This window comes from Escherichia sp. MOD1-EC7011, from assembly GCF_002965005.1.
Lineage (GTDB): Bacteria > Pseudomonadota > Gammaproteobacteria > Enterobacterales > Enterobacteriaceae > Escherichia > Escherichia ruysiae.
Genome location: NZ_PTRD01000001.1, coordinates 17,840 through 41,035, shown reverse-complemented (window position 1 = coordinate 41,035; position 23,196 = coordinate 17,840). Strand labels below are relative to the sequence as shown.

Below are 23,196 nucleotides of genomic sequence, written 5' to 3'. Positions count from 1 at the left end.
GATGAATAACCGGGAAAAGGAGATCCTTGCAATTTTACGGCGTAACCCGCTGATTCAGCAGAATGAAATTGCTGACATGCTGCAAATTAGCCGTTCGCGCGTTGCAGCGCATATTATGGATTTAATGCGCAAAGGGCGGATTAAAGGCAAAGGTTACATTCTCACCGAGCAGGAATACTGCGTCGTGGTGGGAACAATCAATATGGATATTCGCGGGATGGCGGATATCCGTTACCCACAAGCGGCTTCTCATCCCGGTACGATTCATTGTTCGGCAGGCGGCGTTGGGCGCAATATCGCCCACAATCTGGCGCTGTTAGGCCGCGATGTCCATTTACTCTCTGTGATTGGCAATGATTTTTATGGCGAGATGCTCTTAGAAGAGACGCGCCGTGCTGGAGTGAATGTCTCTGGCTGCGTTCGTTTACATGGTCAAAGCACATCAACGTATCTGGCAATTGCCAATCAAGACGAACAAACCGTATTGGCGATTAATGATACTCATCTGCTGGAACAGTTAACGCCGCAATTATTGAACGGGTCACGTGATTTACTTCGTCATGCGGGCGTGGTACTAGCAGATTGCAACCTGACTGCCGAGGCGCTGGAGTGGGTCTTTACCCTCGCTGATGAAATCCCGGTATTTGTCGATACCGTTTCAGAATTCAAAGCGGGCAAAATCAAACACTGGCTGACGCATATTCACACCCTGAAACCCACTTTACCGGAGCTGGAAATTTTGTGGGGAAAGGCGATCACCAGCGATGCTGACCGAAATGTCGCAGTGAATACGTTGCATCAGCAAGGTGTTCAGCAACTGTTTGTTTATTTGCCCGATGAATCCGTTTATTGCAGCGAAAAGGATGGCGAACAATTTTTGCTGACCGCGCCAGCGCATACGACAGTCGATAGTTTTGGTGCTGACGATGGTTTTATGGCGGGCCTGGTATATAGCTTTCTTGAAGGATACAGTTTCCGCGACAGCGCCCGTTTTGCGATGGCCTGCGCGGCAATTTCGCGCGCCAGCGGCAGCATAAATAACCCTACCCTGTCTGCTGATAACGCGCTTTCATTAGTGCCGATGGTGTAACAATGCTGCCGGATGCGACGCTTGACACGTCTTATCCGGTCTTATTATCAACACTTAGTGGGTTTTGATGTAGCCGCGAACGCACTCTTCGACTAATCCCCAGAACCAGTCGGTATCAATAGTGATGCCGACTTTGGTATTGGCGGGCTTGCCAAGAACGCCCAGCTCATCGCAGACGGTACGCCCGTAGCAAGGGCCGCTATTAACGTCCACTTCGACATACATTTCCTGGGTTTTAATGCCATCAGAGTTGATCAGATAACCTATGCAGGTGGCGTCATGCACCGGGCCGCCAGCCAGGCCGTAGTTTTCGAACTGGGTTTTGAGGGTGAAATTCATGATGTCACGGAACAGTTCGCCGGCAGGGCCACCGGCCCTTTCCATCCGCGCAATCACATCCGGGGTACACACGGTCTGGTTAGTGAGATCCAGGCCCATCATCACCAACGGAACGCCGGAGGGAATACCACGCGTGCCGCTTCTGGATCAGCAAAAATGTTGAACTCGGCAGACGGCGTGAAGTTACCTGTACCATAAGCGCCGCCCATCAGCACAATTTCACGGATTTTTGGCAGGATTGCGGGCTGCATACGCATCGCCACCGCGATGTTTGACAGCGGCCCCACCGGCACCAGAGTGATATCACCTTCGCTTGCCATCAGGGTATCAATGATGTATTTCACCGCATGGGTGCTTTCAGCCTGGCGGGTCAGCGGTTCGAACACCGGGCCATCCAGACCGGTTTCGCCATGAATATTATCGGCAACGATTTGTTTGCGCATAATTGGCTGCGGCATCCCCGCATACACCGGAACATTAATCTCCAGTTTCTGACAAACATTCAGACCATTAATTAATGTTTTATCAAGCGTCTGATTACCCGCCACAATGGTGATACCTAATAAATCAATCGCCGGATGTTTCGCGGCCATCATTATGGCAATAGCATCATCATGACCCGGATCACAATCCAGAATAATTTTCCTCTTTTCCATTGTTTATTTCCTCTGTTTCAGTTGCGTTATTTTTTCTACAACAAAGAAATTTCCACCGGCCGATGATTGAATCTTAACAACAGCGTACGTATGCTAAATATGAGAAATCTCATAGCGGATAAACATCGTGAAAGAAATCCACAATAATGAACTTAAGCAGCAACTGATTAGTGAGTCCGCATTTAATGAGTGCTTTTCAACGGATGTTTCAGCCGATACACGACTGTTTCATTTTTTAGCACGTGACTACATTGTGCAGGAAGGGCAACAGCCGTCCTGGCTATTTTACCTGACGCGAGGCCGCGCCAGGCTTTACGCCACGCTAGCTAATGGTCGCGTGTCGCTGATCGATTTCTTTGCCGCCCCCTGTTTTATTGGCGAGATTGAGTTAATCGATAAAGACCATGAACCGCGTGCGGTGCAGGCTATTGAAGAGTGTTGGTGCCTTGCGCTCCCTATGAAACATTACCGTCCGCTGTTATTAAACGATACCCTATTTTTACGAAAGCTCTGCGTTACTTTAAGCCATAAAAATTATCGCAATATTGTTTCTTTAACTCAGAATCAATCATTTCCATTAGTGAATCGCCTGGCAGCATTTATATTACTCTCGCAGGAAGGTGATCTTTATCACGAAAAGCATACGCAAGCGGCAGAGTATTTAGGCGTTTCTTATCGACACCTCTTATATGTTCTCGCACAATTCATTCACGACGGTTTATTAATTAAAAATAAGAAAGGGTATCTCATTAAAAATAGAAAGAAGTTGTTGGGACTGGCGCTGGAGATGGACCCGGAGAATAAATTCTCCGGGATGATGCAGTAAAAATGATTTGCAATAGCGCGATTACCGGATGCGACGATTGATGCGTCTTATCCGGCCTACAAATCGAGCATTACGCCAGCCCAATAAAGAACCCGGCAATGGTCGCACTCATCAGGTTGGAAAGCGTCGCAGCTGCCAGCGCCCGTAAACCAAGCTGGGCGATTTCCGGCGCCCGTTTTGGCGAAATAGCCGAGAACGCCCCAACGACAACACCGATAGAACCAAAGTTAGCAAAACCACAAAGCGCAAAGGAGATAATGGCAACAGTTTTCACGTCCAGCGTGCCGCCCGTTTGCAAATATGGCGAGAAACTCAGGTAAGCGACAAATTCGTTAATCGCCAGTTTCTGCCCAATCAGGCTACCCGCAAGGTTGGCATCACTCCAGTCCACGCCCATGATCCACGCCAGCGGTGCCAGTACATAGCCAAAAATACTTTCCAGAGAGGCATTGGCAAAACCAAACCAACCGCCAATTCCACCGATAATGCCGTTGATCAGCGCAATAATCGCCACAAACGCCATCACCACCGTCGCCACACCTGCGGCTATTTTCAGTCCGATCATCGCACCATTCGCCGCTGCTTCGATAAAGCTTTTTGGCGGCGTTTCGCTGAACGACAGATTTTCAAATGTCACCTGCGAAGGCTCGGTTGCCGGGCTAAGAATACGTGCAAACAAAATACCGCCAGGGATCGCCATCAGCGATGCCGCTAACAGATAGTCAATTGGCACGCCCATTCCGGCGTAACCAATCATCATCGAACCGGCAATAGACGCCATGCCGCTACAAATTGCGGCAAACAACTCGTTGCGATTCATACGATCAATAAACGGTTTTACGATCGCCGGGATCTCGTTTTGCCCAAGGAAAATGGTGGTGACCGCGACAAAAGATTCTATTTTGCTGATGTTGAGGGCTTTCTGGAAAATACTGCCAAGAATGCGAATCAGGAGTCCCATCACGCCAATGTAGTACAGCAGACTGATGAGCGCAGTAACGAAAATAATCGCCGGAAGTACGCGAAAGGCGAAGATAAAGCCCGCGCCATCAAACAGGACATCCATTTTCGGCCCCACCAGAGAGCCAAAAATAAAGGCGCTACCCGCATCGCTGTAGGACATGACTTTATGTACGCCCAATGCCGCCTGCTCTACAGCCCATTTTCCCGGTGGGAAGTAGAGCATAATGCCGCCAATGGCGATTTGCAGCAGCAGCGCGGCTCCAACCGTGCGCAAACTGATGCTCTTTTATTCACTGACAACACAAACGCTATTGCCAGTAACACCACCATCCCCACAACACTTCTCATTATATCCATAATGATTTTCCCTTCATGCCCATAAACCCGGCGCCAGCGCCAGGTTTCGGTTTGTATGATGAGTACGGGCGACGGCTTTCTGCCCGTCAGAAATTAACCCGCAAGACGCTGGTATTCTTTGGCAATTTCGCTCGCCAGAATGGCGTTGTTAAACACCAACTGGATGTTGGATTTCAGGCTGTCGCCACCGGTCAGTTCTGCAACGCGTGCCAGCAGGAACGGCGTACTTTCTTTACCGATTACACCTTGCTCTTCAGCTTCGGCAACTGCCTGATCAATTGCAGCGTTAATACTTTCTTCCGGCATCGCAAACTGTTCCGGAATTGGGTTTGCCACTACCAGGCCACCGTTCAGACCACTTTGCCATTTCACCGCCATCGCACGGGCAATTTCGCTGGCGCTGTCGAGACGGATGCTGACTTCAAACGGGCTGGTGCGGCAGAAAAACGCTGGTAATGCTTTGGTCTGATAGCCAATTAACGGCACACCGAAAGTTTCTAAATATTCGGTGGTTAAGCCTAAATCGAGAATAGATTTTGCTCCGGCACAAACTACGGTGACATTAGTGTGCGCCAGTTCCTGTAAATCGGCGGAAATATCGAAGGTATTTTCCGCCCCGCGATGAACACCGCCAATACCGCCAGTGGCAAATACTTTAATTCCGGCAAGCGCCGCAATAATCATGGTGGAAGCCACGGTGGTTGCGCCATTTTTTCCGGCGGCAACAACAAAAGGTAAATCGCGACGGCTAACTTTCGTTACGTTATGTCCTTCACGACCCAGCAATTCAATTTCTTCTTTGCTTAAGCCCACTTTCATCACGCCGCCAATAATAGCGATAGTGGCTGGTACAGCGCCCTGTTGACGAATAGTTTCTTCTACTTCAATTGCGGTCTGGGCATTTTGCGGGAACGGCATCCCGTGAGAAATAATGGTCGATTCCAGCGCCACAACCGGTTTTTTGTTTTTTAAAGCGTCCTGTACTTCCGGGGAAATTTGTAATAATTCAGGGGAAATTTTTAATTCAGACATTCTGCGTTCTCCACTAACGATATAACGTTGGCAATCGATAAATCAGGGTTATTGGTGTATTCACAGGAGAGCGCCATTGACGAACATCCCTGTGCAAAACGAACAGATTCGGCAAACGGCATCCCGTCTAACCAACACGAAGCAAGTCCCGCCATCATGGCATCGCCCGCTCCGGTAACATTAATGACATTGGTTTTAATCGGTGCAGACCAGCCGCTTTCGCCGCTGATATCACTATAATAAACACCATCACCACCCATGCTCAGAACCAGTCGGTTCAGGCCATGTTGATGGAACCAGGCGGCAACCTTTGCTACATCTTCACGCCCGGAAAGCGCAATCCCGCTCAGGGTTTCCGCTTCAAGACGGTTTGGCTTCAGGGTATGAATTTGACTTAATCGCTCGCGTACTTTGACGCATTTCCAGGCCGAAACCGGATCGACAAATACCGGTACGCCAGCGGCATTATCCAGAATCCAGACCAATGTCTCTTCACTGATATTACAGTCTGCGACAATGACCTTTGCCCCCTGAATAAATTCACGGTGCTGTGCGAGATATTCCGCTGAAATACAGTTACTAATATTCATGTCATTTATAGCAACCAGCATTTCACCGGTATTATCGAGTAATGATAAATAACTCGATGTATTTTCCCCAGGCACAATAAGGCATTTATCGACATAAACACCGGAGTGATTGGTTTGTGTCAGGAGCGATTGACCATAAAAATCACTGCCTACGGCGCTCAGTAGCCAGGCTTTGTTTCCCAGCAACGCCAGATTTTGTGCGATATTGCGCCCTACTCCACCGGGAGTAAATTTTATTTTCCCTGGATTGGAATCCGCATAATTTAATGATTCATGTGAATATCCGGCGACATCAATATTCGCCGAACCTATAATTACGACATAATCCTTTTCGCGCATAGCACGTCCTCTGGTAAAAGATTACCAACCCTTTCAATCCACAAGAATAGAGATAACTGCAAAGACGGTTTAAACATGTGTTCATATTTAAACATGTGCTCATAGTATGCATGTTTTACTTAAAGTAAATTACCGCCAGAGGGGCAAAATGAGCAGATTTGAACAGGCTCACAAAACGCTATTATTGGCGGTTTTAGAAAAAGCGAAGAAATTGTGAAGTGATGCACAGAATGGAAACAATAAAAAAGGGCAGAAATTAATCTGCCCTTGAGGAAATGACGTTACTGTTTGATGAGAGTGTCAGCTTTCTATTGGAAAATAAAACCATTCAAAATCATAGAATTGCCGTCAACAATTTATCACTCACCTTGCACTCATCAAATGATACAGGGCAGAAAATTTCTGCCCTGTAGTTCACGTTTTATTATGCTGCTTTCGCCATAACGTCCGCTTCCGGACGTTTCAGGAAGGCATAAGCCAAACCCGCCACCAGCGTACCAGCAATAATTGCCACCAGGTAACCCAGTACCGGCGTAATGGCGCCTGGGATCAGCAGAACAAACAGACCACCGTGCGGTGCCATCAATTTCGCACCAATCGCCATTGAGATTGCGCCAGTCAGCGCCCCACCAACGATACAGCACGGCAGCACTCGCATCGGATCACGGGCAGCAAACGGAATTGCACCTTCCGAAATAAAGCACAGGCCAAGTACCAAAGCTGCTTTGCCGCCTTCCTGCTGCGCTTTGTCGAATTTGCGACGCGCCACCATTGTTGCCAGACCCATTGCCAGCGGAGGCACCATACCTGCCGCCATAATCGCCGCCATCGGGCCATAGGTTTGGGTACTCAGCAGACCCACACCGAATGCATACGCTGCTTTGTTTACCGGACCGCCCATGTCAGTACACATCATGCCACCGAGGATCGCGCCCAGCAGAACCGCATTCGCAGTACCCATGGTTTGCAGCCAGTGAGTCAGACTTTCGAGGATGCCAGCAACCGGTTTACCGATCAGGTAGATCATCGCCAGACCAACCACCAGACTGGAAATCAGCGGAATGATCAGAATCGGTTTCAGCGCCTCCATACTCTGTGGCAGTTTCAGTTGCGTACTGATTAACTTCGCGATGTAACCCGCCAGGAAGCCCGCAATGATCCCGCCAATGAAGCCAGAACCTGTGCTGACCGCCAGCATACCGCCAATCAGACCCGGCGTGAGACCCGGACGATCGGCAATAGAGAAGGCAATGTAACCCGCCAGTACCGGCACCATCAGCGCAAAGGCTGAACCACCGCCAATCTGCATCAGCGCCGCCGCCAGCGTCCCCTGCTCTTTAAACGCTTCGATACCAAAAGCAAAGGAAAGCGCGATACACAGACCACCCGCAACCACCATTGGCAACATGTAGGAAACGCCCGTCAGCAGGTGACGATACGCGCCTGCACTCTCTTTCCTACCTTCAGTGGTCGCCGTTTGAGCTTTACCCGCCGGTTCGTAAGGCGTCGCTTCAGCAACCGCTTTATCCAGCTCCTGAGCCGTTTTCTTCAGCGCCAGACCGGTAGAGGTGCGATACATTGGTTTACCGGCAAATTTCGCCAGATCCACTTCGATATCTGCTGCCACAATCACCAGATCCGCTGCTGCCACTTCTTCAGGCGTGATTGCGTTACCCGCACCAACGGAGCCACGGGTTTCAACTTTCACCCACCAGCCACGTTTTTTCGCTTCGGTTTCAATGGCTTCAGCCGCCATAAAGGTGTGCGCTACGCCAGTTGGGCAAGCTGTCACCGCAACCACGCGTTTCGGGCCACTGGCGACAACCGGTGCTGTCGCAGCGACCGGCGCAGTGTAAGGCTTCGCATGGCCTTTGGCTTCACTCAGGAATAGCTCAGGATGCGCGACTGCGCGGGAAATATCGCCCAGCCAGACATTTTTACCGTTCAGCGCGCTGTCGTTCGGGATGGAATCACCCAGAACAATCGCCATTTCAGCGTCGTTCGGATTGTCGATGATTTCCAGTTTTGCTTTTCGCGCCGCCGCGCCCAGCAGGGTCTTCGCCATATAGGCGCGTGCCTGACCGAGATTAGCGTCAATAATCAGCAGCGTTTTCATTATGCCTCTCCTGCTGTCAGTTAAAAGGTTGTAAGTCGACGCGCGCCATCATTGCGGCCAACTGCGGACGATCGGTAATACCCACATTGCTTTGACTGACCGCCAGGGCTGCAACAGCCGTTGCCAGACGCAGTGTGTGTTCACTGGATTCACGCATCAGCAAGCCATAAATGAGGCCGCCAACCATGGAATCCCCTGCGCCAACAGTGCTTACGACATCGACTGACGGTGGTTTGGCGATCCATTCGCCGGAGGCATTAACCCAAAGCGCGCCTTCGGCACCCAGTGAAATGACGACATGCGCGATACCTTGTTCACGTAGCGCATGTGCAGCTTCAATGACATCTTTCATTTCAGGCAGTTTACGGCCTGCCCAGATTTCCAGCTCGCGACGGTTAGGTTTCACCAGCCACGGTGCCGCTTTCAAACCTGCCACTAATGCTTCGCGGCTACTATCAAAGATAATGCAAGGACACTGACTACGCAGGCGAGTCATCCAGTCGGTGAATGCTTCCGGGCTGACGCCTGACGGTAAACTGCCGCTGACACAGACCATATCGAACTGACCGAGCCAGCTCAGAGAATCAGTCACAAAGCGTTCCCAGTCTGCTGGAGTGACTTCAAAACCCGAGAAATTGAGGTCAGTAACTTCGCCGTCTTTTTCCGTCAACTTAACGTTAATGCGGGTACGCCCCTGTACAACCTGGAAACGGTTGGCAATGCCCAGCTCGCTGAACAGTTGCTGAAATCCGTCCTGATTGTCTTTACCCAGAAAGCCGCCAACGGTGACATCAATACCCAGATCTTTCAGAACTTTGGCAACGTTGATACCTTTACCCGCCGCATGAAGACCGGTGGTTTTCACCAGGTTCACTTCGCCGCGTTCAATTTCCGGGCAGAAACCAACAAGGTCATACGCCGGATTGAGGGTGATCGTAGCAACACGTCTGCTCATTACGCGCCCTCCCCAAGACCTGCGGCGATGGCGTCGCCAATTGCCTTCAGTGCCTGTTCAGCATCCGCCCCTTGGGCGGTAAAGCGCAGGCGATGACCTTTCTTAACGCCAAGTGCCACAACTTTCATCAGACTACGTCCGTTTGCCGGTTTGCCGGTGCCATCAAGGTTTGTCACGGTAATATCACTGTTAAATTGTTTAATGGTATTGACCAGCATGGTGCCTGGACGAGCATGCAGGCCGTGTTCGTTGCGCACCACAAACTCCGCGCTTAACACGTCGTCAGTCGGCGCATCATCGCTGGTCAGCAGTGCCAGCAATGTTGCCGCATCCGCTTTCAGCAAACGGTCAGCTTTATTGTCGAGTAACAGATCGGCGAGACGCTTAAGAACTGCGACGGGCTGATCGTCATTCATTGCCACACTCACCAGCATGGCTGCCGTTTCGCCGTCCACATCAAAAGCATTTGCCGCGCGGCTTACCGCAATCGCGCTACGCAGGTTGCCTTCGGCGCTATCGCTCAGCCAGATGCCCTGTCCGAGATTCAGAGGTTGTTCATTGATGGCTTTAGTGACGAAGGTGGCGTCAACGGCACCCGCTTCTTTCAGACGTGCAGCGTTCAGCGCCTGCAGAGTCAGCAGATCGCTGGCGACAATATCCAGCGTCAGCATTTCGTTATCGAGTTTCAGCTGCTCACTCTGCTTTTCGCCCATCAGCAATGCGCGAAGTTCTTCTGCTGTCGTTGCTGACTTCAGTTGTTCAGCAACGGAATCATCGCTTAGCACGTGGGTCAGCTGGCGCAGCAGGCCCAGGTGTTCGTCCGAGCTGGCGGCAATACCGATCGCCACGTACGCTACCTGACCGTCACCCCAGGTGACGCCTTCCGGGAACTGAAATACCTGAACGCCGGTTTTCAGCACCTGATCGCGGGTGTCGGTGGTGCCGTGAGGAATAGCAATACCATTGCCGAGGAACGTTGAGGTTTGCTGCTCGCGCGCCAGCATGCCATTGACGTAGCCTTCAGCTACATTACCGGCCCGCACCAGCGCCGCAGCGACCTGGCGAATCGCCTCTTCTTTGTCTCCGGCCTTTTCGCCCGGATGGATGTCCTGTACGGATAACTGGAACATAGTTCTCCTCTCTTGCTGAATTGAAACGATTCAGCTTCTATGAGAAAAAAAGCGCCAACCTGGCTTACGGTTAAAGACAAGATCGCGCTGAAACGTTTCAATAAAGCATAATACTTCTGTTTCAGCACGCAAGGGAAGCTGTAAACTTATGACCAAAATTTTGATGTGCTGCACAATTTTTTGTCATTTTTCCTAATTGCTGACGGGAAAACTCGTTGCCAGCAATTTCATTTCAGCAGCGTCAGCAGACAATCAACAAGAGTGAAATGGCATTTTGATTATTCGTGGCGAGTTTGATTTCACTGACTGTTTATTTTCTGACAAGCAGCGTAAACTCCGCGTCTCCATCTTTCAGTGATCGACCAGCATGCATAACTCCCCCGCAGTCTCCAGCGCGAAATCGTTTGACCTGACATCGACGGCGTTTTTAATCGTTGCCTTTCTCACCGGTATTGCGGGCGCTCTGCAAACCCCGACGCTCAGTATATTCCTTACCGATGAAGTGCACGCCCGTCCGGCGATGGTGGGATTCTTCTTTACCGGCAGTGCTGTCATCGGGATTCTGGTGAGTCAGTTTCTCGCCGGACGCTCTGATAAGCGTGGCGATCGTAAATCACTGATTGTCTTTTGCTGCCTGTTAGGCGTGCTGGCCTGCACCCTTTTTGCCTGGAACCGCAACTACTTTGTTTTGCTGTTCGTTGGTGTCTTTCTTAGTAGCTTTGGCTCTACCGCCAACCCGCAAATGTTTGCTCTCGCCCGTGAGCACGCTGACAAAACCGGGCGTGAAGCGGTGATGTTCAGCTCTTTTTTACGCGCTCAGGTTTCACTGGCATGGGTCATTGGTCCGCCGCTGGCTTATGCCCTGGCGATGGGGTTCAGCTTTACGGTAATGTATCTCAGCGCAGCAGTGGCGTTTATTGTCTGCGGCCTGATGGTGTGGCTATTTTTACCGTCGATGCAAAAAGAGGTTCCGCTGGCGACCGGCACGGTTGAAGCGCCGCGCCGTAATCGTCGCGATACGCTACTGCTGTTTGTCATTTGTACGTTGATGTGGGGGTCAAATAGCCTGTACATCATCAACATGCCACTCTTTATTATCAACGAATTGCATCTTCCCGAGAAACTGGCGGGCGTGATGATGGGAACCGCCGCAGGCCTGGAAATCCCGACCATGTTGATCGCGGGTTATTTTGCCAAACGTCTGGGTAAGCGTTTCTTAATGCGCGTTGCCGCCGTGGGTGGCGTCTGTTTTTACGCAGGTATGCTGATGGCGCATTCACCTGTCATTCTGTTGGGCTTGCAGCTGCTGAATGCTATTTTTATTGGCATTCTGGGTGGCATCGGGATGCTCTATTTTCAGGATCTGATGCCCGGTCAGGCGGGTTCAGCAACCACGCTCTATACCAATACCTCGCGTGTGGGCTGGATCATCGCGGGGTCAGTGGCGGGCATAGTCGCCGAAATCTGGAATTATCACGCCGTGTTCTGGTTTGCGATGGTGATGATTATCGCCACTCTGTTCTGCTTACTGCGGATTAAAGATGTTTAAGGCGCGGTCAGTATTTCCAGATCTATAAGCCAGGTCATCGCCTGCTGACGCGTGTTACCGCACATTTCAGCACTGGCTTGTAAACCTGCGCAAACTTTCGGACGTAGCGGCGATGTAAAAATTTTACAACGTTGCTGTTCATCAAGCTGAATGCAGGGCGTATTGGCGGGCTTGCCATCTGGCATACCGGGTATAGGGCTGGAAATTGAAGGGGCAGTGCAACACGCCCCGCAACCCGGACGGCATTCCATACGTTGTTCTCTTAAGGTTAACCACCGGATTGATGAGCGCGCACAGTACCACCTTTTTTGCACCAGCAAAAGTGCGAATACCACTTGCCTGAAAGGCTCGTCGCGAGTAGTTTGACGCGATATTTTTGACATTTTCGATAACAGGAATTTTTCGATGCCAAGAGCGAACGAAATTAAAAAAGGTATGGTACTGAATTACAACGGCAAATTGCTGCTGGTTAAGGATATTGATATTCAGTCTCCCACCGCCCGTGGTGCCGCTACGCTGTACAAAATGCGTTTTTCTGATGTCCGTACCGGGCTGAAAGTGGAAGAACGCTTCAAAGGCGATGATATCGTTGACACCGTAACGCTGACCCGTCGTTACGTTGACTTCTCCTACGTCGATGGCAACGAATATGTCTTTATGGATAAAGAAGACTATACCCCGTATACCTTCACTAAAGATCAGATCGAAGAAGAGCTGCTGTTTATGCCGGAAGGCGGTATGCCGGATATGCAGGTTCTGACCTGGGACGGTCAACTTCTGGCGCTTGAACTGCCGCAAACCGTTGATCTGGAAATTGTTGAAACCGCACCGGGCATCAAAGGCGCGTCTGCCAGCGCCCGTAACAAACCGGCGACATTGAGCACCGGTCTGGTCATTCAAGTACCAGAATACTTAAGCCCAGGCGAAAAAATTCGTATCCATATCGAAGAACGCCGCTATATGGGTCGTGCTGACTAACTTCAGCCAGATATCAGAAAAGGGATGGCTCAGACTGTCCCTTTTTTAATTTATTATACCAATCTTCTATTTTGCGCTTCCTGAACATCGTTCTCCCGCAATATTCACCACTAAATTGATCGCCCTCACACTTCATCGCATTAACAATCCAGACCAATTTCAATTGCTGTCATATAACTTTACACTGTCGTTGTTAATTAATCGTTACTAAGACGTGACTCCTATGAATACAATCGCCTCCGTTACGCTCCCGCAGCATGTACACTCGCCCCGCTACGATCGGCAACAATTGAAATCTCGTATCGTTCATTTTGGATTTGGAGCCTTCCACCGTGCGCATCAGGCGCTATTAACCGACCGTGTGCTGAATGCCCAGGGCGGCGACTGGGGGATCTGTGAAATCAGCCTGTTCAGTGGCGATCAGTTGATGAGCCAGCTTCGCGCGCAGGATCATTTATACACCGTGTTAGAGAAAGGCGCAGACGGCAACCAGGCTATTATTATTGGAGCCGTTCGCGAGTGCCTGAATGCAAAACTGGATTCCTTAGCGGCGATTATTGAGAAGTTTTGCGAGCCGCAGGTGGCGATTGTTTCCCTGACGATTACCGAAAAAGGCTATTGCATCGACCCGGCTACCGGCACACTCGACATCAGCAATCCACGTATCGTTCACGATCTACAAAGTCCCGAAGATCCTCACTCCGCGCCAGGCATTCTCGTCGAAGCACTAAAGCGCCGCCGTGAACGCGGCCTTGCCCCGTTTACCGTGCTCTCCTGCGACAACATTCCCGATAATGGCCATGTGGTGAAAAACGCGGTGCTGGGGATGGCGGAAAAACGTTCGCCAGAACTTGCGGAATGGATAAAAGATCACGTCAGCTTTCCGGGAACCATGGTAGACCGCATTGTCCCGGCAGCAACAGACGAATCACTGGCGGAAATTAGCCAGCATCTGGGCGTGAATGATCCCTGTGCGATTAGCTGCGAGCCGTTTATCCAATGGGTGGTGGAAGATAACTTCGTCGCGGGGCGCCCTGCCTGGGAAGTCGCTGGCGTGCAGATGGTCAATGATGTTCTGCCGTGGGAGGAGATGAAACTGCGTATGCTAAATGGTAGTCACTCTTTTCTCGCTTATCTGGGTTATCTCGCAGGATTCGCCCATATCAGTGATTGTATGCAGGATCGCGCCTTTCTCCATGCCGCCAGAACATTAATGCTGGATGAGCAAGCGCCGACGCTGCGGATTAAAGATGTCGATTTAACACAATATGCGGATAAGTTAATTGCACGTTTTGCTAACCCGGCGCTGAAACATAAGACCTGGCAAATCGCGATGGATGGCAGCCAGAAATTACCGCAGCGTATGCTGGCAGGCATTCGCATACATCTGGCGCGCGGAACGAACTGGTCATTGTTGGCATTAGGCGTTGCTGGCTGGATGCGCTATGTGAGCGGTGTTGATGATGCCGGAAATGCTATTGATGTTCGCGATCCGCTTAGCGATAAAATTCGCGACCTGGTCGCGGGCAGCAGCAATGAACAACGCGTAACCGCCCTGCTTTCCCTGCGTGAGGTTTTCGGTGATGACCTGCCAAATAACCCGCATTTTGTGCAGGCTATCGAACAAGCCTGGCAACAAATCGCGCAGTTTGGGGCGCATCAGGCGCTATTAAACACTCTCAAAATTTAACGATTTCTGCGGTTAAAGCGGATGAAGCCCGTCTTCGTCCGCTCTCCCCTTCTCTTTTCTGCCTTTTTTAGCCAGGATTAACGCACAGTTAACTTATCAGAGTATTGCGGAGCCGCTGTGACCAGGACCAACCTCATCACCGGTTTTCTCGGCAGCGGGAAAACCACGTCGATTCTTCATCTATTAGCCCATAAAGATCCCAACGAAAAATGGGCGGTGCTGGTTAATGAATTTGGAGAAGTCGGAATTGATGGCGCTTTGCTCGCCGATAGCGGCGCATTGCTGAAAGAGATCCCCGGCGGCTGCATGTGCTGCGTTAATGGTTTACCCATGCAGGTAGGTCTGAATACCTTACTGCGTCAGGGAAAACCAGACCGCTTGTTGATAGAGCCAACCGGGCTGGGCCATCCGAAACAGATCCTCGATCTGTTAACCGCACCAGTTTATGAACCGTGGATCGACTTGCGCGCCACGTTGTGTATTCTCGATCCACGCCTGCTGTTGGATGAAAAAAGTGTCAATAATGAAAACTTCCGTGACCAGTTGGCTGCCGCAGACATCATTGTCGCCAATAAATCCGACCGCGCGACGCCCGAAAGCGAGCAAGCGTTGCAACGCTGGTGGCAACAAAATGGTGGCGATCGGCAATTAATTCACAGCGAACATGGGCAAATTGAAGGTCATCTTCTGGATTTACCCCGTCGCAATTTAACTGAGTTGCCTGCCAGCGCCGCCCATTCACATCAGCATGGCGTGAAAAAAGGGTTAGCGGCGTTAAGCCTGCCAGAACATCAACGCTGGCGTCGCAGTCTGAACAGCGGACAAGGACATCAGGCCTGTGGCTGGATATTCGACGCTGATACGGTGTTCGACACCATCGGCATTCTGGAATGGGCACGACTTGCACCAGTAGAGCGAGTGAAAGGCGTTATGCGCATTCCGGAAGGCCTTGTGCGAATCAACCGTCAGGGCGATGACCTGCACATTGAAACGCAAAACGTTGCACCACCGGATAGCCGTATTGAGCTGATTTCCAGTAGCGAAACTGACTGGAACGCCTTACAAAGCGCGCTGTTGAAGCTTCGTTTAGCGACCACCGCGTAAGGTTGCCTGCGTTTTTAAGTAAGATAATTAGAGAAAATATGATTAAAAATTTGCCGCAAATAGTGTTGTTGAACATTGTCGGCCTCGTGCTGTTTCTTTCCTGGTACATACCCGTTAATCATGGATTCTGGTTATCGATTGATACGAATATTTTTTATTTCTTTAATCAGAAACTGGTCGAAAGTAAGGCCTTTTTGTGGCTGGTTGCATTGACCAACAATCGCGCTTTCGACGGTTGTTCACTGCTGGCGATGGGAATGTTGATGCTGAGTTTCTGGCTGAAAGAAAATGCCCCAGGCAGACGACGTATCGTAATTATTGGTCTGGTCATGCTGTTAACCGCAGTGGTATTAAACCAGCTGGGTCAGGCATTAATTCCGGTAAAACGGGCCAGCCCGACATTAACCTTTACAGATATTAACCGCGTCAGCGAACTGCTACCTGTACCCACGAAAGATGCATCACGAGATAGCTTTCCCGGCGATCACGGCATGATGTTACTTATTTTTTCCGCCTTTATGTGGCGCTATTTCGGAAAAGTCGCAGGTCTTATCGGCATTATTATTTTTGTGGTTTTTGCATTTCCCAGAGTAATGATTGGCGCGCACTGGTTTACCGATATCATTGTCGGCTCCATGACCGTGATATTGATCGGTTTACCCTGGGTGCTGTTGACGCCATTAAGTGATCGATTAATCACCTTTTTTGACAAATCACTACCGGGAAAAAGCAAACATTTCCAAAACAAATAACTCACAGTAATTAACATCATCAGGTTTATTTTTATAGTAAGGATAATCCTGATGATGCGCACGATTGCTTTCATTCATCGAATACAATGCTCATTTTTTAAGCAAATGAATGGGTTGCATGTTTTTCGCACAATCGTTCTTTAATTGACCAATCCCACTTATTAACTTTCTGTATCACTTTTTCTTATAAAAAATCATGTAAAACCGCTCGCCAAGACCGCGCCAATCGGGTAATCTCGGACTCGTTTTGCCTCGGCGTTAAATTATCCTCACAGCATATAATTTTGTGCGTTAGTCCACAGATTTGGCCTTAAGGAATTGTTTCAACATGCCCAGGTAATTAGTCTCGTGTCGCTTGGCATTTTTTATAACGATATTTATCGTTAAGGACTTCAAGGGAAAACAAACAACATGGTCAAATCTCAACCGATTTTGAGATATATCTTGCGCGGCATTCCCGCGATTGCAGTAGCGGTTCTGCTTTCTGCATGTAGTGCAAACAACACCGCAAAGAATATGCATCCTGAGACACGTGCAGTGGGTAGTGAAACATCATCACTGCAAGCTTCTCAGGATGAATTTGAAAACCTGGTTCGTAATGTCGACGTGAAATCGCGAATTATGGATCAGTATGCTGACTGGAAAGGCGTTCGTTATCGTCTGGGCGGTAGCACCAAAAAAGGTATCGATTGTTCTGGTTTCGTACAACGTACATTCCGTGAACAATTTGGCTTAGAGCTTCCGCGTTCAACGTATGAACAGCAGGAAATGGGGAAATCAGTTTCCCGTAGTAATTTGCGTACAGGCGACTTAGTCCTGTTCCGCGCGGGTTCAACCGGACGCCATGTCGGTATTTATATCGGTAATAATCAGTTTGTTCACGCATCCACCAGCAGTGGTGTAATTATTTCCAGCATGAATGAGCCGTACTGGAAGAAGCGTTACAACGAAGCACGTCGGGTTCTCAGCCGTAGCTAATAAATCGTTTGGATGCAATCCCTTGGCTATCCTGACGAGTTAACGAAAAGCACTGCTTAGGCAGTGCTTTTTGGTTTTTCTCATCCGAGAAAATGATGTTTCCACATCTTGAACCAGGCTATAGTCCCGTCATTCTTTCCTTTTAGTGTTGTCGTATTTTCAGGATATTATCGGAACCATGTTCATACGAGCTCCCTCTTCTGGACGTAAGATCCTGCTCACCTGCATTATTGCGGGCGTGATGATTGCGATACTGGTCAGCTGCCTTCAGTTTTTAGTGGCCTGGCATAAACACGAAGTCAAATACGACACCTTGATTAGCGACGTACAAAAATATCTCAATACCTATTTTGCCGACCTGAAATCCACCACTGACAGGCTCCAGCCGCTTACCTTAGATACCTGCCAGCAAGCTAACCCGGAGCTGACTGCACGCGCAGCATTTAGCATGAACGTGCGAACGTTTGTGCTGGTAAAGGATAAAAAGAGCTTCTGTTCTTCTGCAACTGGTGAGATGGACATCCCACTCAGTGAACTGATTCCGGCACTAAACATCGGCAAAGATATTGATATGGCAATATTGCCAGGCACACCGATGGTGCCCAATAAACCAACGATCGTCATCTGGTATCGTAACCCTTTATTAAAAAATAGCGGTGTTTTTGCAGCATTGAATCTGAACCTGACGCCGTATATTTTCTATAGCTATCACCAGCAAGATTTCAACGGTATCGCGCTCATTATTGGTGATACTGCGCTATCGACTTTTACGTCGCATTTGATGAACGTCCGTGAGTTAACCGGCACGCCGGTACGTGAAACCAAAATTGCAGGCCTTCCGCTGACCGTTCGGCTTTATGCTGATGACTGGACATGGAACGATGTGTGGTACGCGTTTCTACTGGGTGGTATGAGTGGAACTGTCGTTGGCCTGCTCTGCTATTACCTGATGAGCGTGCGTATGCGCCCAGGCAGAGAAATTATGATGGCCATCAAACGTGAGCAATTTTACGTGGTGTATCAACCGGTGGTTGATACGCAAACACTGCGGGTAACTGGCCTGGAAGTACTGCTACGCTGGCGTCACCCGGTAGTGGGTGAAATTCCCCCGGACGCCTTCATTCACTATGCCGAATCGCAAAAGATGATTGTACCTCTCACCCAGCATCTGTTTGAGCTGATTGCTCGTGATGCCGCAGAATTAGAAAACATACTGCCGGTGGGCGTGAAATTTGGCATTAACATCGCGCCGGATCATCTGCACAGCGAGAGCTTTAAAGCAGATATCCAAAAACTGCTCACTTCCCTGCCCGCACACCATTTCCAGATTGTGCTGGAAATTACCGAGCGCGATATGCTGAAAGAGCAAGAAGCCACGCAACTCTTCGCCTGGCTGCATTCAGTCGGCGTAGAAATTGCTATTGATGACTTCGGCACCGGGCACAGCGCGCTTATTTATCTGGAACGTTTCACGCTCGATTACCTGAAAATTGACCGTAGCTTTATCAACGCCATAGGTACGGAAACGGTCACCTCACCCGTACTTGACGCGGTGCTGACGCTGGCGAAACGTCTCAATATGCTGACAGTTGCTGAAGGGGTCGAAACACCGGAACAGGCGCGCTGGCTACGCGAACGTGGCGTTAATTTCCTGCAAGGTTACTGGATTAGTCGCCCCCTGCCGCTGGATGATTTTATCCGCTGGCTGGAGAAACCTCATACGCCACAGTGGTAAGGTGTGCGTGCGTCCCTTATTATTCATAGTGAAAGCATGCCGGATTGCGGCTAATGATGAGTAAAAGGAAATCCGTTGCAGATGATTGTGCGCATACTGCTGCTGTTTATCGCTCTGTTCACCTTTGGTGCGCAGGCGCAGGCTATCAAGGAAAGCTATGCCTTTGCAGTGCTGGGAGAACCCCGGTACGCGTTTAATTTCAACCATTTTGATTATGTGAACCCCGCCGCGCCAAAAGGTGGGCAGATAACGTTGTCAGCCCTCGGCACCTTCGATAATTTCAACCGTTATGCATTGCGCGGCAACCCCGGCGCACGCACCGAGCAGTTGTACGACACGCTATTTACCACCTCCGATGACGAGCCAGGCAGTTATTACCCGCTGATTGCCGAAAGCGCGCGCTATGCTGACGATTATTCCTGGGTGGAAGTCGCCATTAATCCGCGCGCCCGTTTTCATGACGGTTCGCCTATTACTGCCCGCGATGTTGAATTCACTTTTCAAAAATTTATGACCGAAGGCGTGCCGCAATTTCGTCTGGTTTATAAAGGCACTACCGTTAAAGCCATTGCGCCGTTAACCGTGCGCATTGAATTAGCCAAACCCGGTAAAGAAGATATGCTGAGTCTGTTTTCGCTGCCGGTATTTCCAGAAAAATACTGGAAGGATCACAAACTTAGCGATCCGCTCGCCACGCCTCCGCTTGCCAGTGGTCCGTACCGAATTACGTCCTGGAAAATGGGGCAGAATATTGTCTATTCCCGCGTGAAAGATTACTGGGCGGCAAACTTACCGGTAAACCGTGGGCGCTGGAATTTCGACACCATTCGCTACGATTATTACCTCGACGATAATGTCGCCTTTGAAGCATTTAAAGCTGGCGCTTTTGATTTGCGTATGGAGAACGACGCCAAAAACTGGGCCACGCGCTATACCGGTAAAAATTTCGACAAAAAATATATCATCAAAGATGAGCAAAAAAACGAGTCGGCACAGGATACGCGCTGGCTGGCGTTTAACATTCAGCGTCCGGTATTCAGCGATCGCCGGGTCCGGGAAGCGATCACTCTCGCCTTTGACTTTGAATGGATGAACAAGGCGTTGTTTTACAATGCCTGGAGTCGCACGAACAGTTATTTTCAGAATACCGAATACGCGGCCAGAAATTACCCCGACGCAGCTGAACTGGTGCTTCTGGCGCCGATGAAAAAAGATCTACCGCCAGAAGTCTTCACGCAAATCTACCAGCCGCCGGTATCCAAAGGCGATGGCTACGATCGTGACAACCTGTTAAAAGCCGACAAACTTCTCAACGAAGCGGGCTGGGTGCTGAAGGGGCAGCAACGCGTAAATGCCACAACGGGTCAACCGCTCAGCTTTGAGTTATTGCTGCCTTCGAGCAGCAATAGTCAGTGGGTATTGCCGTTCCAGCACAGCCTGCAACGGCTGGGTATCAGTATGGACATTCGCAAGGTGGATAACTCGCAAATTACCAACCGAATGCGCAGTCGCGACTATGACATGATGCCGCGCGTGTGGCGAGCAATGCCGTGGCCCAGTTCCGATTTACAGATTTCCTGGTCATCGGAATATATCAATTCCACTTATAATGCACCCGGCGTGCAAAGTCCGGTTATCGACTCGCTGATCAACCAGATTATTGCCGCGCAGGGAAATAAAGAAAAATTGCTGCCGTTAGGGCGCGCACTGGATCGCGTATTAACGTGGAATTATTACATGCTGCCAATGTGGTACATGGCGGAAGACCGTCTCGCCTGGTGGGATAAATTCTCCCAACCCGCTGTGCGCCCTATTTACAGCCTCGGTATCGATACCTGGTGGTATGACGTCAATAAAGCGGCCAAACTGCCGTCAGCCAGACAACAGGGAGAGTAGATGGGCGCTTATCTGATTCGCCGTCTGTTGCTGGTGATCCCAACGTTATGGGCGATTATCACCATCAACTTTTTCATCGTGCAAATTGCGCCTGGCGGTCCGGTCGACCAGGCCATCGCCGCCATTGAGTTTGGTAATGCCGGAGTATTACCCGGCGCAGGCGGTGAAGGTGTTCGTGCCAGCCATGCGCAAACGGGCGTCGGCAATATCAGCGACAGTAATTACCGTGGCGGACGCGGATTAGATCCAGAAGTGATCGCCGAGATCACTCATCGCTACGGTTTCGATAAGCCGATCCACGAACGTTACTTCAAAATGCTCTGGGACTACATCCGCTTTGATTTTGGCGACAGCTTGTTTCGCAGCGCCTCGGTGCTGACGCTGATTAAAGACAGTCTGCCGGTTTCCATCACCCTCGGATTATGGAGCACGCTGATTATCTATCTGGTGTCGATTCCGTTAGGCATTCGCAAAGCTGTTTATAATGGGAGCCGCTTTGACGTCTGGAGTAGCGCATTTATCATCATCGGTTACGCCATTCCGGCCTTTTTATTTGCCATCTTGCTGATTGTCTTCTTCGCAGGCGGCAGCTATTTCGACCTGTTCCCTCTACGCGGCCTGGTTTCCGCTAACTTTGATTCGCTGCCGTGGTATCAGAAAATCACTGATTATCTGTGGCATATCACGTTACCCGTGCTGGCGACAGTGATTGGCGGCTTTGCGGCACTTACGATGCTGACCAAAAACTCATTCCTTGATGAAGTGCGCAAGCAATACGTGGTTACCGCGCGTGCGAAAGGGGTCAGTGAGAAAAATATTCTCTGGAAACATGTGTTTCGTAACGCCATGCTGCTGGTGATTGCCGGTTTTCCGGCGACGTTTATCAGCATGTTTTTCACCGGTTCGCTGTTGATTGAGGTGATGTTTTCGCTCAATGGCCTCGGCTTACTGGGCTACGAAGCGACCGTCTCGCGCGATTATCCGGTGATGTTTGGCACCTTGTATATTTTCACCCTAATTGGCCTGCTGCTGAATATCGTCAGTGATATCAGCTATACGCTGGTCGATCCGCGTATTGATTTTGAGGGACGTTAATGTCGCGACTCAGCCCCGTCAATCAGGCCCGTTGGGCGCGTTTTCGCCATAACCGTCGCGGCTACTGGTCGTTATGGATTTTCCTCGTCTTGTTTGGTTTGAGTTTGTGTTCTGAACTTATCGCCAACGATAAACCGTTGCTGGTGCGTTATGACGGCAGCTGGTATTTCCCGTTGCTGAAAAACTACAGCGAAAGCGATTTTGGCGGTCCGCTGGCAAGCCAGGCAGATTATCAGGACCCGTGGCTGAAGCAACGGCTGGAAAATAACGGCTGGGTACTGTGGGCACCGATTCGCTTTGGTGCTACCAGTATCAACTTTGCTACCGATAAGCCCTTCCCTTCTCCCCCCTCCCGGCAAAACTGGCTGGGAACAGATGCCAACGGCGGCGATGTGCTGGCGCGCATTCTCTATGGCACGCGGATCTCAGTTCTGTTTGGCCTGATGATGACCCTCTGTTCCAGCGTGATGGGCGTGCTGGCGGGGGCGCTACAAGGCTATTACGGCGGTAAAGTCGATCTTTGGGGACAACGTTTTATTGAAGTATGGTCGGGGATGCCGACGCTGTTTTTGATTATTTTACTTTCCAGCGTCGTACAGCCTAACTTCTGGTGGCTGTTGGCAATTACCGTCTTGTTTGGCTGGATGAGTCTGGTCGGTGTGGTGCGGGCGGAGTTTTTACGTACCCGTAATTTCGACTACATCCGCGCGGCGCAGGCGCTTGGCGTCAGCGATCGCAGTATCATCCTGCGTCATATGTTGCCAAATGCCATGGTCGCTACCCTCACCTTTTTACCGTTTATTTTATGCAGTTCAATAACTACCCTGACCTCACTCGATTTCCTCGGCTTCGGTCTGCCGCTCGGTTCACCGTCACTCGGCGAACTGCTGTTACAAGGGAAAAATAACCTTCAGGCCCCGTGGCTTGGGATCACCGCCTTCTTGTCGGTGGCGATATTGTTGTCTTTGCTGATCTTTATTGGTGAAGCCGTCCGCGACGCATTTGATCCTAATAAGGCGGTGTAGC

General features: G+C 50.2%; 18 protein-coding genes and 2 pseudogenes. 12 read left to right on the top strand and 8 right to left on the bottom strand.

Annotation, left to right across the window (positions count from 1 at the left end; all coding sequences use genetic code 11):
- Position 1 precedes the first annotated feature (1 nt).
- Positions 2-1,090 (top strand): sugar kinase, encoded by a 1,089-nt coding sequence (locus A7098_RS00210; RefSeq protein WP_105280136.1) that lies wholly within the window; start codon positions 2-4, stop codon positions 1,088-1,090.
- 54 nt (positions 1,091-1,144) lie between these two features.
- Here A7098_RS00210 and rihB read toward each other — a convergent pair.
- Positions 1,145-2,085, bottom strand: a pseudogene (gene rihB, locus A7098_RS00205) (ribosylpyrimidine nucleosidase).
- Positions 2,086-2,212: 127 nt separating this feature from the next.
- Here rihB and A7098_RS00200 point away from each other — a divergent pair.
- On the top strand, positions 2,213-2,911 hold the full coding sequence (locus A7098_RS00200) for a transcriptional regulator YeiL (RefSeq protein ID WP_105280135.1): 699 nt from the start codon (positions 2,213-2,215) through the stop codon (positions 2,909-2,911).
- A gap of 70 nt (positions 2,912-2,981) precedes the next feature.
- Here A7098_RS00200 and A7098_RS00195 read toward each other — a convergent pair.
- From A7098_RS00195 to fruB, 6 genes and pseudogenes are all read right to left on the bottom strand, one after another.
- Positions 2,982-4,231 (bottom strand): annotated as a pseudogene (locus A7098_RS00195) (NupC/NupG family nucleoside CNT transporter).
- Between the two features lie 93 nt (positions 4,232-4,324).
- Positions 4,325-5,263, bottom strand: coding sequence for a pseudouridine-5'-phosphate glycosidase (gene psuG / locus A7098_RS00190; RefSeq protein ID WP_001292481.1), 939 nt, complete (start codon positions 5,261-5,263; stop codon positions 4,325-4,327).
- Positions 5,251-6,192, bottom strand: a complete 942-nt coding sequence (locus tag A7098_RS00185) for a pseudouridine kinase (protein ID WP_105280134.1) — start codon at positions 6,190-6,192, stop codon at positions 5,251-5,253. Before A7098_RS00185 ends, psuG begins: the two co-directional genes overlap by 13 nt.
- 424 nt (positions 6,193-6,616) lie before the next feature.
- Complete coding sequence (gene fruA, locus A7098_RS00180) at positions 6,617-8,308, bottom strand: PTS fructose transporter subunit IIBC (protein WP_105280133.1); 1,692 nt, start codon at positions 8,306-8,308, stop codon at positions 6,617-6,619.
- Between the two features lie 16 nt (positions 8,309-8,324).
- A complete protein-coding gene (gene fruK / locus A7098_RS00175; RefSeq protein ID WP_000091270.1) occupies positions 8,325-9,263 on the bottom strand; it encodes a 1-phosphofructokinase in 939 nt (312 codons plus the stop codon).
- On the bottom strand, positions 9,263-10,393 hold the full coding sequence (gene fruB, locus A7098_RS00170; protein ID WP_032225707.1) for a fused PTS fructose transporter subunit IIA/HPr protein: 1,131 nt from the start codon (positions 10,391-10,393) through the stop codon (positions 9,263-9,265). The genes fruK and fruB overlap by 1 nt, the downstream gene beginning before the upstream one ends.
- Before the next feature lie 367 nt (positions 10,394-10,760).
- Between fruB and setB the strand changes: the two genes are divergently transcribed.
- On the top strand, positions 10,761-11,942 hold the full coding sequence (gene setB / locus A7098_RS00165; RefSeq protein ID WP_032225709.1) for a sugar efflux transporter SetB: 1,182 nt from the start codon (positions 10,761-10,763) through the stop codon (positions 11,940-11,942).
- Here setB and A7098_RS00160 read toward each other — a convergent pair.
- Complete coding sequence (locus A7098_RS00160) at positions 11,939-12,193, bottom strand: YkgJ family cysteine cluster protein (RefSeq protein WP_024165195.1); 255 nt, start codon at positions 12,191-12,193, stop codon at positions 11,939-11,941. The genes setB and A7098_RS00160 overlap by 4 nt on opposite strands.
- Positions 12,194-12,347: 154 nt before the next feature.
- Between A7098_RS00160 and yeiP the strand changes: the two genes are divergently transcribed.
- The 9 genes from yeiP (at position 12,348) to A7098_RS00115 (ending at position 23,195) form a co-directional block, all read left to right on the top strand.
- The gene (yeiP, locus tag A7098_RS00155; RefSeq protein ID WP_001136827.1) at positions 12,348-12,920 is read left to right on the top strand and encodes an elongation factor P-like protein YeiP; all 573 of its coding nucleotides are present in this window, start codon (positions 12,348-12,350) and stop codon (positions 12,918-12,920) included.
- A 223-nt stretch (positions 12,921-13,143) separates the two neighbouring features.
- Positions 13,144-14,610 (top strand): mannitol dehydrogenase family protein, encoded by a 1,467-nt coding sequence (locus A7098_RS00150; protein WP_001091945.1) that lies wholly within the window; start codon positions 13,144-13,146, stop codon positions 14,608-14,610.
- 117 nt (positions 14,611-14,727) lie between these two features.
- A complete protein-coding gene (yeiR, locus tag A7098_RS00145; protein ID WP_000198832.1) occupies positions 14,728-15,714 on the top strand; it encodes a zinc-binding GTPase YeiR in 987 nt (328 codons plus the stop codon).
- A 38-nt stretch (positions 15,715-15,752) separates the two neighbouring features.
- Positions 15,753-16,466, top strand: a complete 714-nt coding sequence (gene lpxT / locus A7098_RS00140) for a Kdo(2)-lipid A phosphotransferase (RefSeq protein WP_105280132.1) — start codon at positions 15,753-15,755, stop codon at positions 16,464-16,466.
- 411 nt (positions 16,467-16,877) lie between these two features.
- Positions 16,878-17,444, top strand: coding sequence for a bifunctional murein DD-endopeptidase/murein LD-carboxypeptidase (gene mepS / locus A7098_RS00135; RefSeq protein WP_000241011.1), 567 nt, complete (start codon positions 16,878-16,880; stop codon positions 17,442-17,444).
- A gap of 178 nt (positions 17,445-17,622) precedes the next feature.
- Complete coding sequence (locus A7098_RS00130) at positions 17,623-19,179, top strand: cyclic di-GMP phosphodiesterase (RefSeq protein WP_105280131.1); 1,557 nt, start codon at positions 17,623-17,625, stop codon at positions 19,177-19,179.
- Positions 19,180-19,260: 81 nt separating this feature from the next.
- The gene (locus A7098_RS00125) at positions 19,261-21,075 is read left to right on the top strand and encodes an extracellular solute-binding protein (protein WP_105280130.1); all 1,815 of its coding nucleotides are present in this window, start codon (positions 19,261-19,263) and stop codon (positions 21,073-21,075) included.
- Positions 21,076-22,170: a microcin C ABC transporter permease YejB gene (locus A7098_RS00120; RefSeq protein ID WP_000501604.1), complete on the top strand. Its 1,095-nt coding sequence runs from the start codon at positions 21,076-21,078 to the stop codon at positions 22,168-22,170.
- On the top strand, positions 22,170-23,195 hold the full coding sequence (locus tag A7098_RS00115; protein WP_105280129.1) for an ABC transporter permease: 1,026 nt from the start codon (positions 22,170-22,172) through the stop codon (positions 23,193-23,195). Before A7098_RS00120 ends, A7098_RS00115 begins: the two co-directional genes overlap by 1 nt.
- Position 23,196 lies beyond the last annotated feature (1 nt).

Bases quoted from the DNA above. Each gene is read 5' to 3' on its own strand.
- A7098_RS00210 (WP_105280136.1), top strand. From the start codon at position 2: ATGAATAACCGGGAAAAGGAGATCCTTGCAATTTTACGGCGTAACCCG.
- psuG (WP_001292481.1), bottom strand. From the start codon at position 5,263: ATGTCTGAATTAAAAATTTCCCCTGAATTATTACAAATTTCCCCGGAA.
- A7098_RS00185 (WP_105280134.1), bottom strand. From the start codon at position 6,192: ATGCGCGAAAAGGATTATGTCGTAATTATAGGTTCGGCGAATATTGAT.
- fruA (WP_105280133.1), bottom strand. From the start codon at position 8,308: ATGAAAACGCTGCTGATTATTGACGCTAATCTCGGTCAGGCACGCGCC.
- fruK (WP_000091270.1), bottom strand. From the start codon at position 9,263: ATGAGCAGACGTGTTGCTACGATCACCCTCAATCCGGCGTATGACCTT.
- fruB (WP_032225707.1), bottom strand. From the start codon at position 10,393: ATGTTCCAGTTATCCGTACAGGACATCCATCCGGGCGAAAAGGCCGGA.
- setB (WP_032225709.1), top strand. From the start codon at position 10,761: ATGCATAACTCCCCCGCAGTCTCCAGCGCGAAATCGTTTGACCTGACA.
- A7098_RS00160 (WP_024165195.1), bottom strand. From the start codon at position 12,193: ATGGAATGCCGTCCGGGTTGCGGGGCGTGTTGCACTGCCCCTTCAATT.
- yeiP (WP_001136827.1), top strand. From the start codon at position 12,348: ATGCCAAGAGCGAACGAAATTAAAAAAGGTATGGTACTGAATTACAAC.
- A7098_RS00150 (WP_001091945.1), top strand. From the start codon at position 13,144: ATGAATACAATCGCCTCCGTTACGCTCCCGCAGCATGTACACTCGCCC.
- lpxT (WP_105280132.1), top strand. From the start codon at position 15,753: ATGATTAAAAATTTGCCGCAAATAGTGTTGTTGAACATTGTCGGCCTC.
- mepS (WP_000241011.1), top strand. From the start codon at position 16,878: ATGGTCAAATCTCAACCGATTTTGAGATATATCTTGCGCGGCATTCCC.
- A7098_RS00130 (WP_105280131.1), top strand. From the start codon at position 17,623: ATGTTCATACGAGCTCCCTCTTCTGGACGTAAGATCCTGCTCACCTGC.
- A7098_RS00125 (WP_105280130.1), top strand. From the start codon at position 19,261: ATGATTGTGCGCATACTGCTGCTGTTTATCGCTCTGTTCACCTTTGGT.
- A7098_RS00120 (WP_000501604.1), top strand. From the start codon at position 21,076: ATGGGCGCTTATCTGATTCGCCGTCTGTTGCTGGTGATCCCAACGTTA.
- A7098_RS00115 (WP_105280129.1), top strand. From the start codon at position 22,170: ATGTCGCGACTCAGCCCCGTCAATCAGGCCCGTTGGGCGCGTTTTCGC.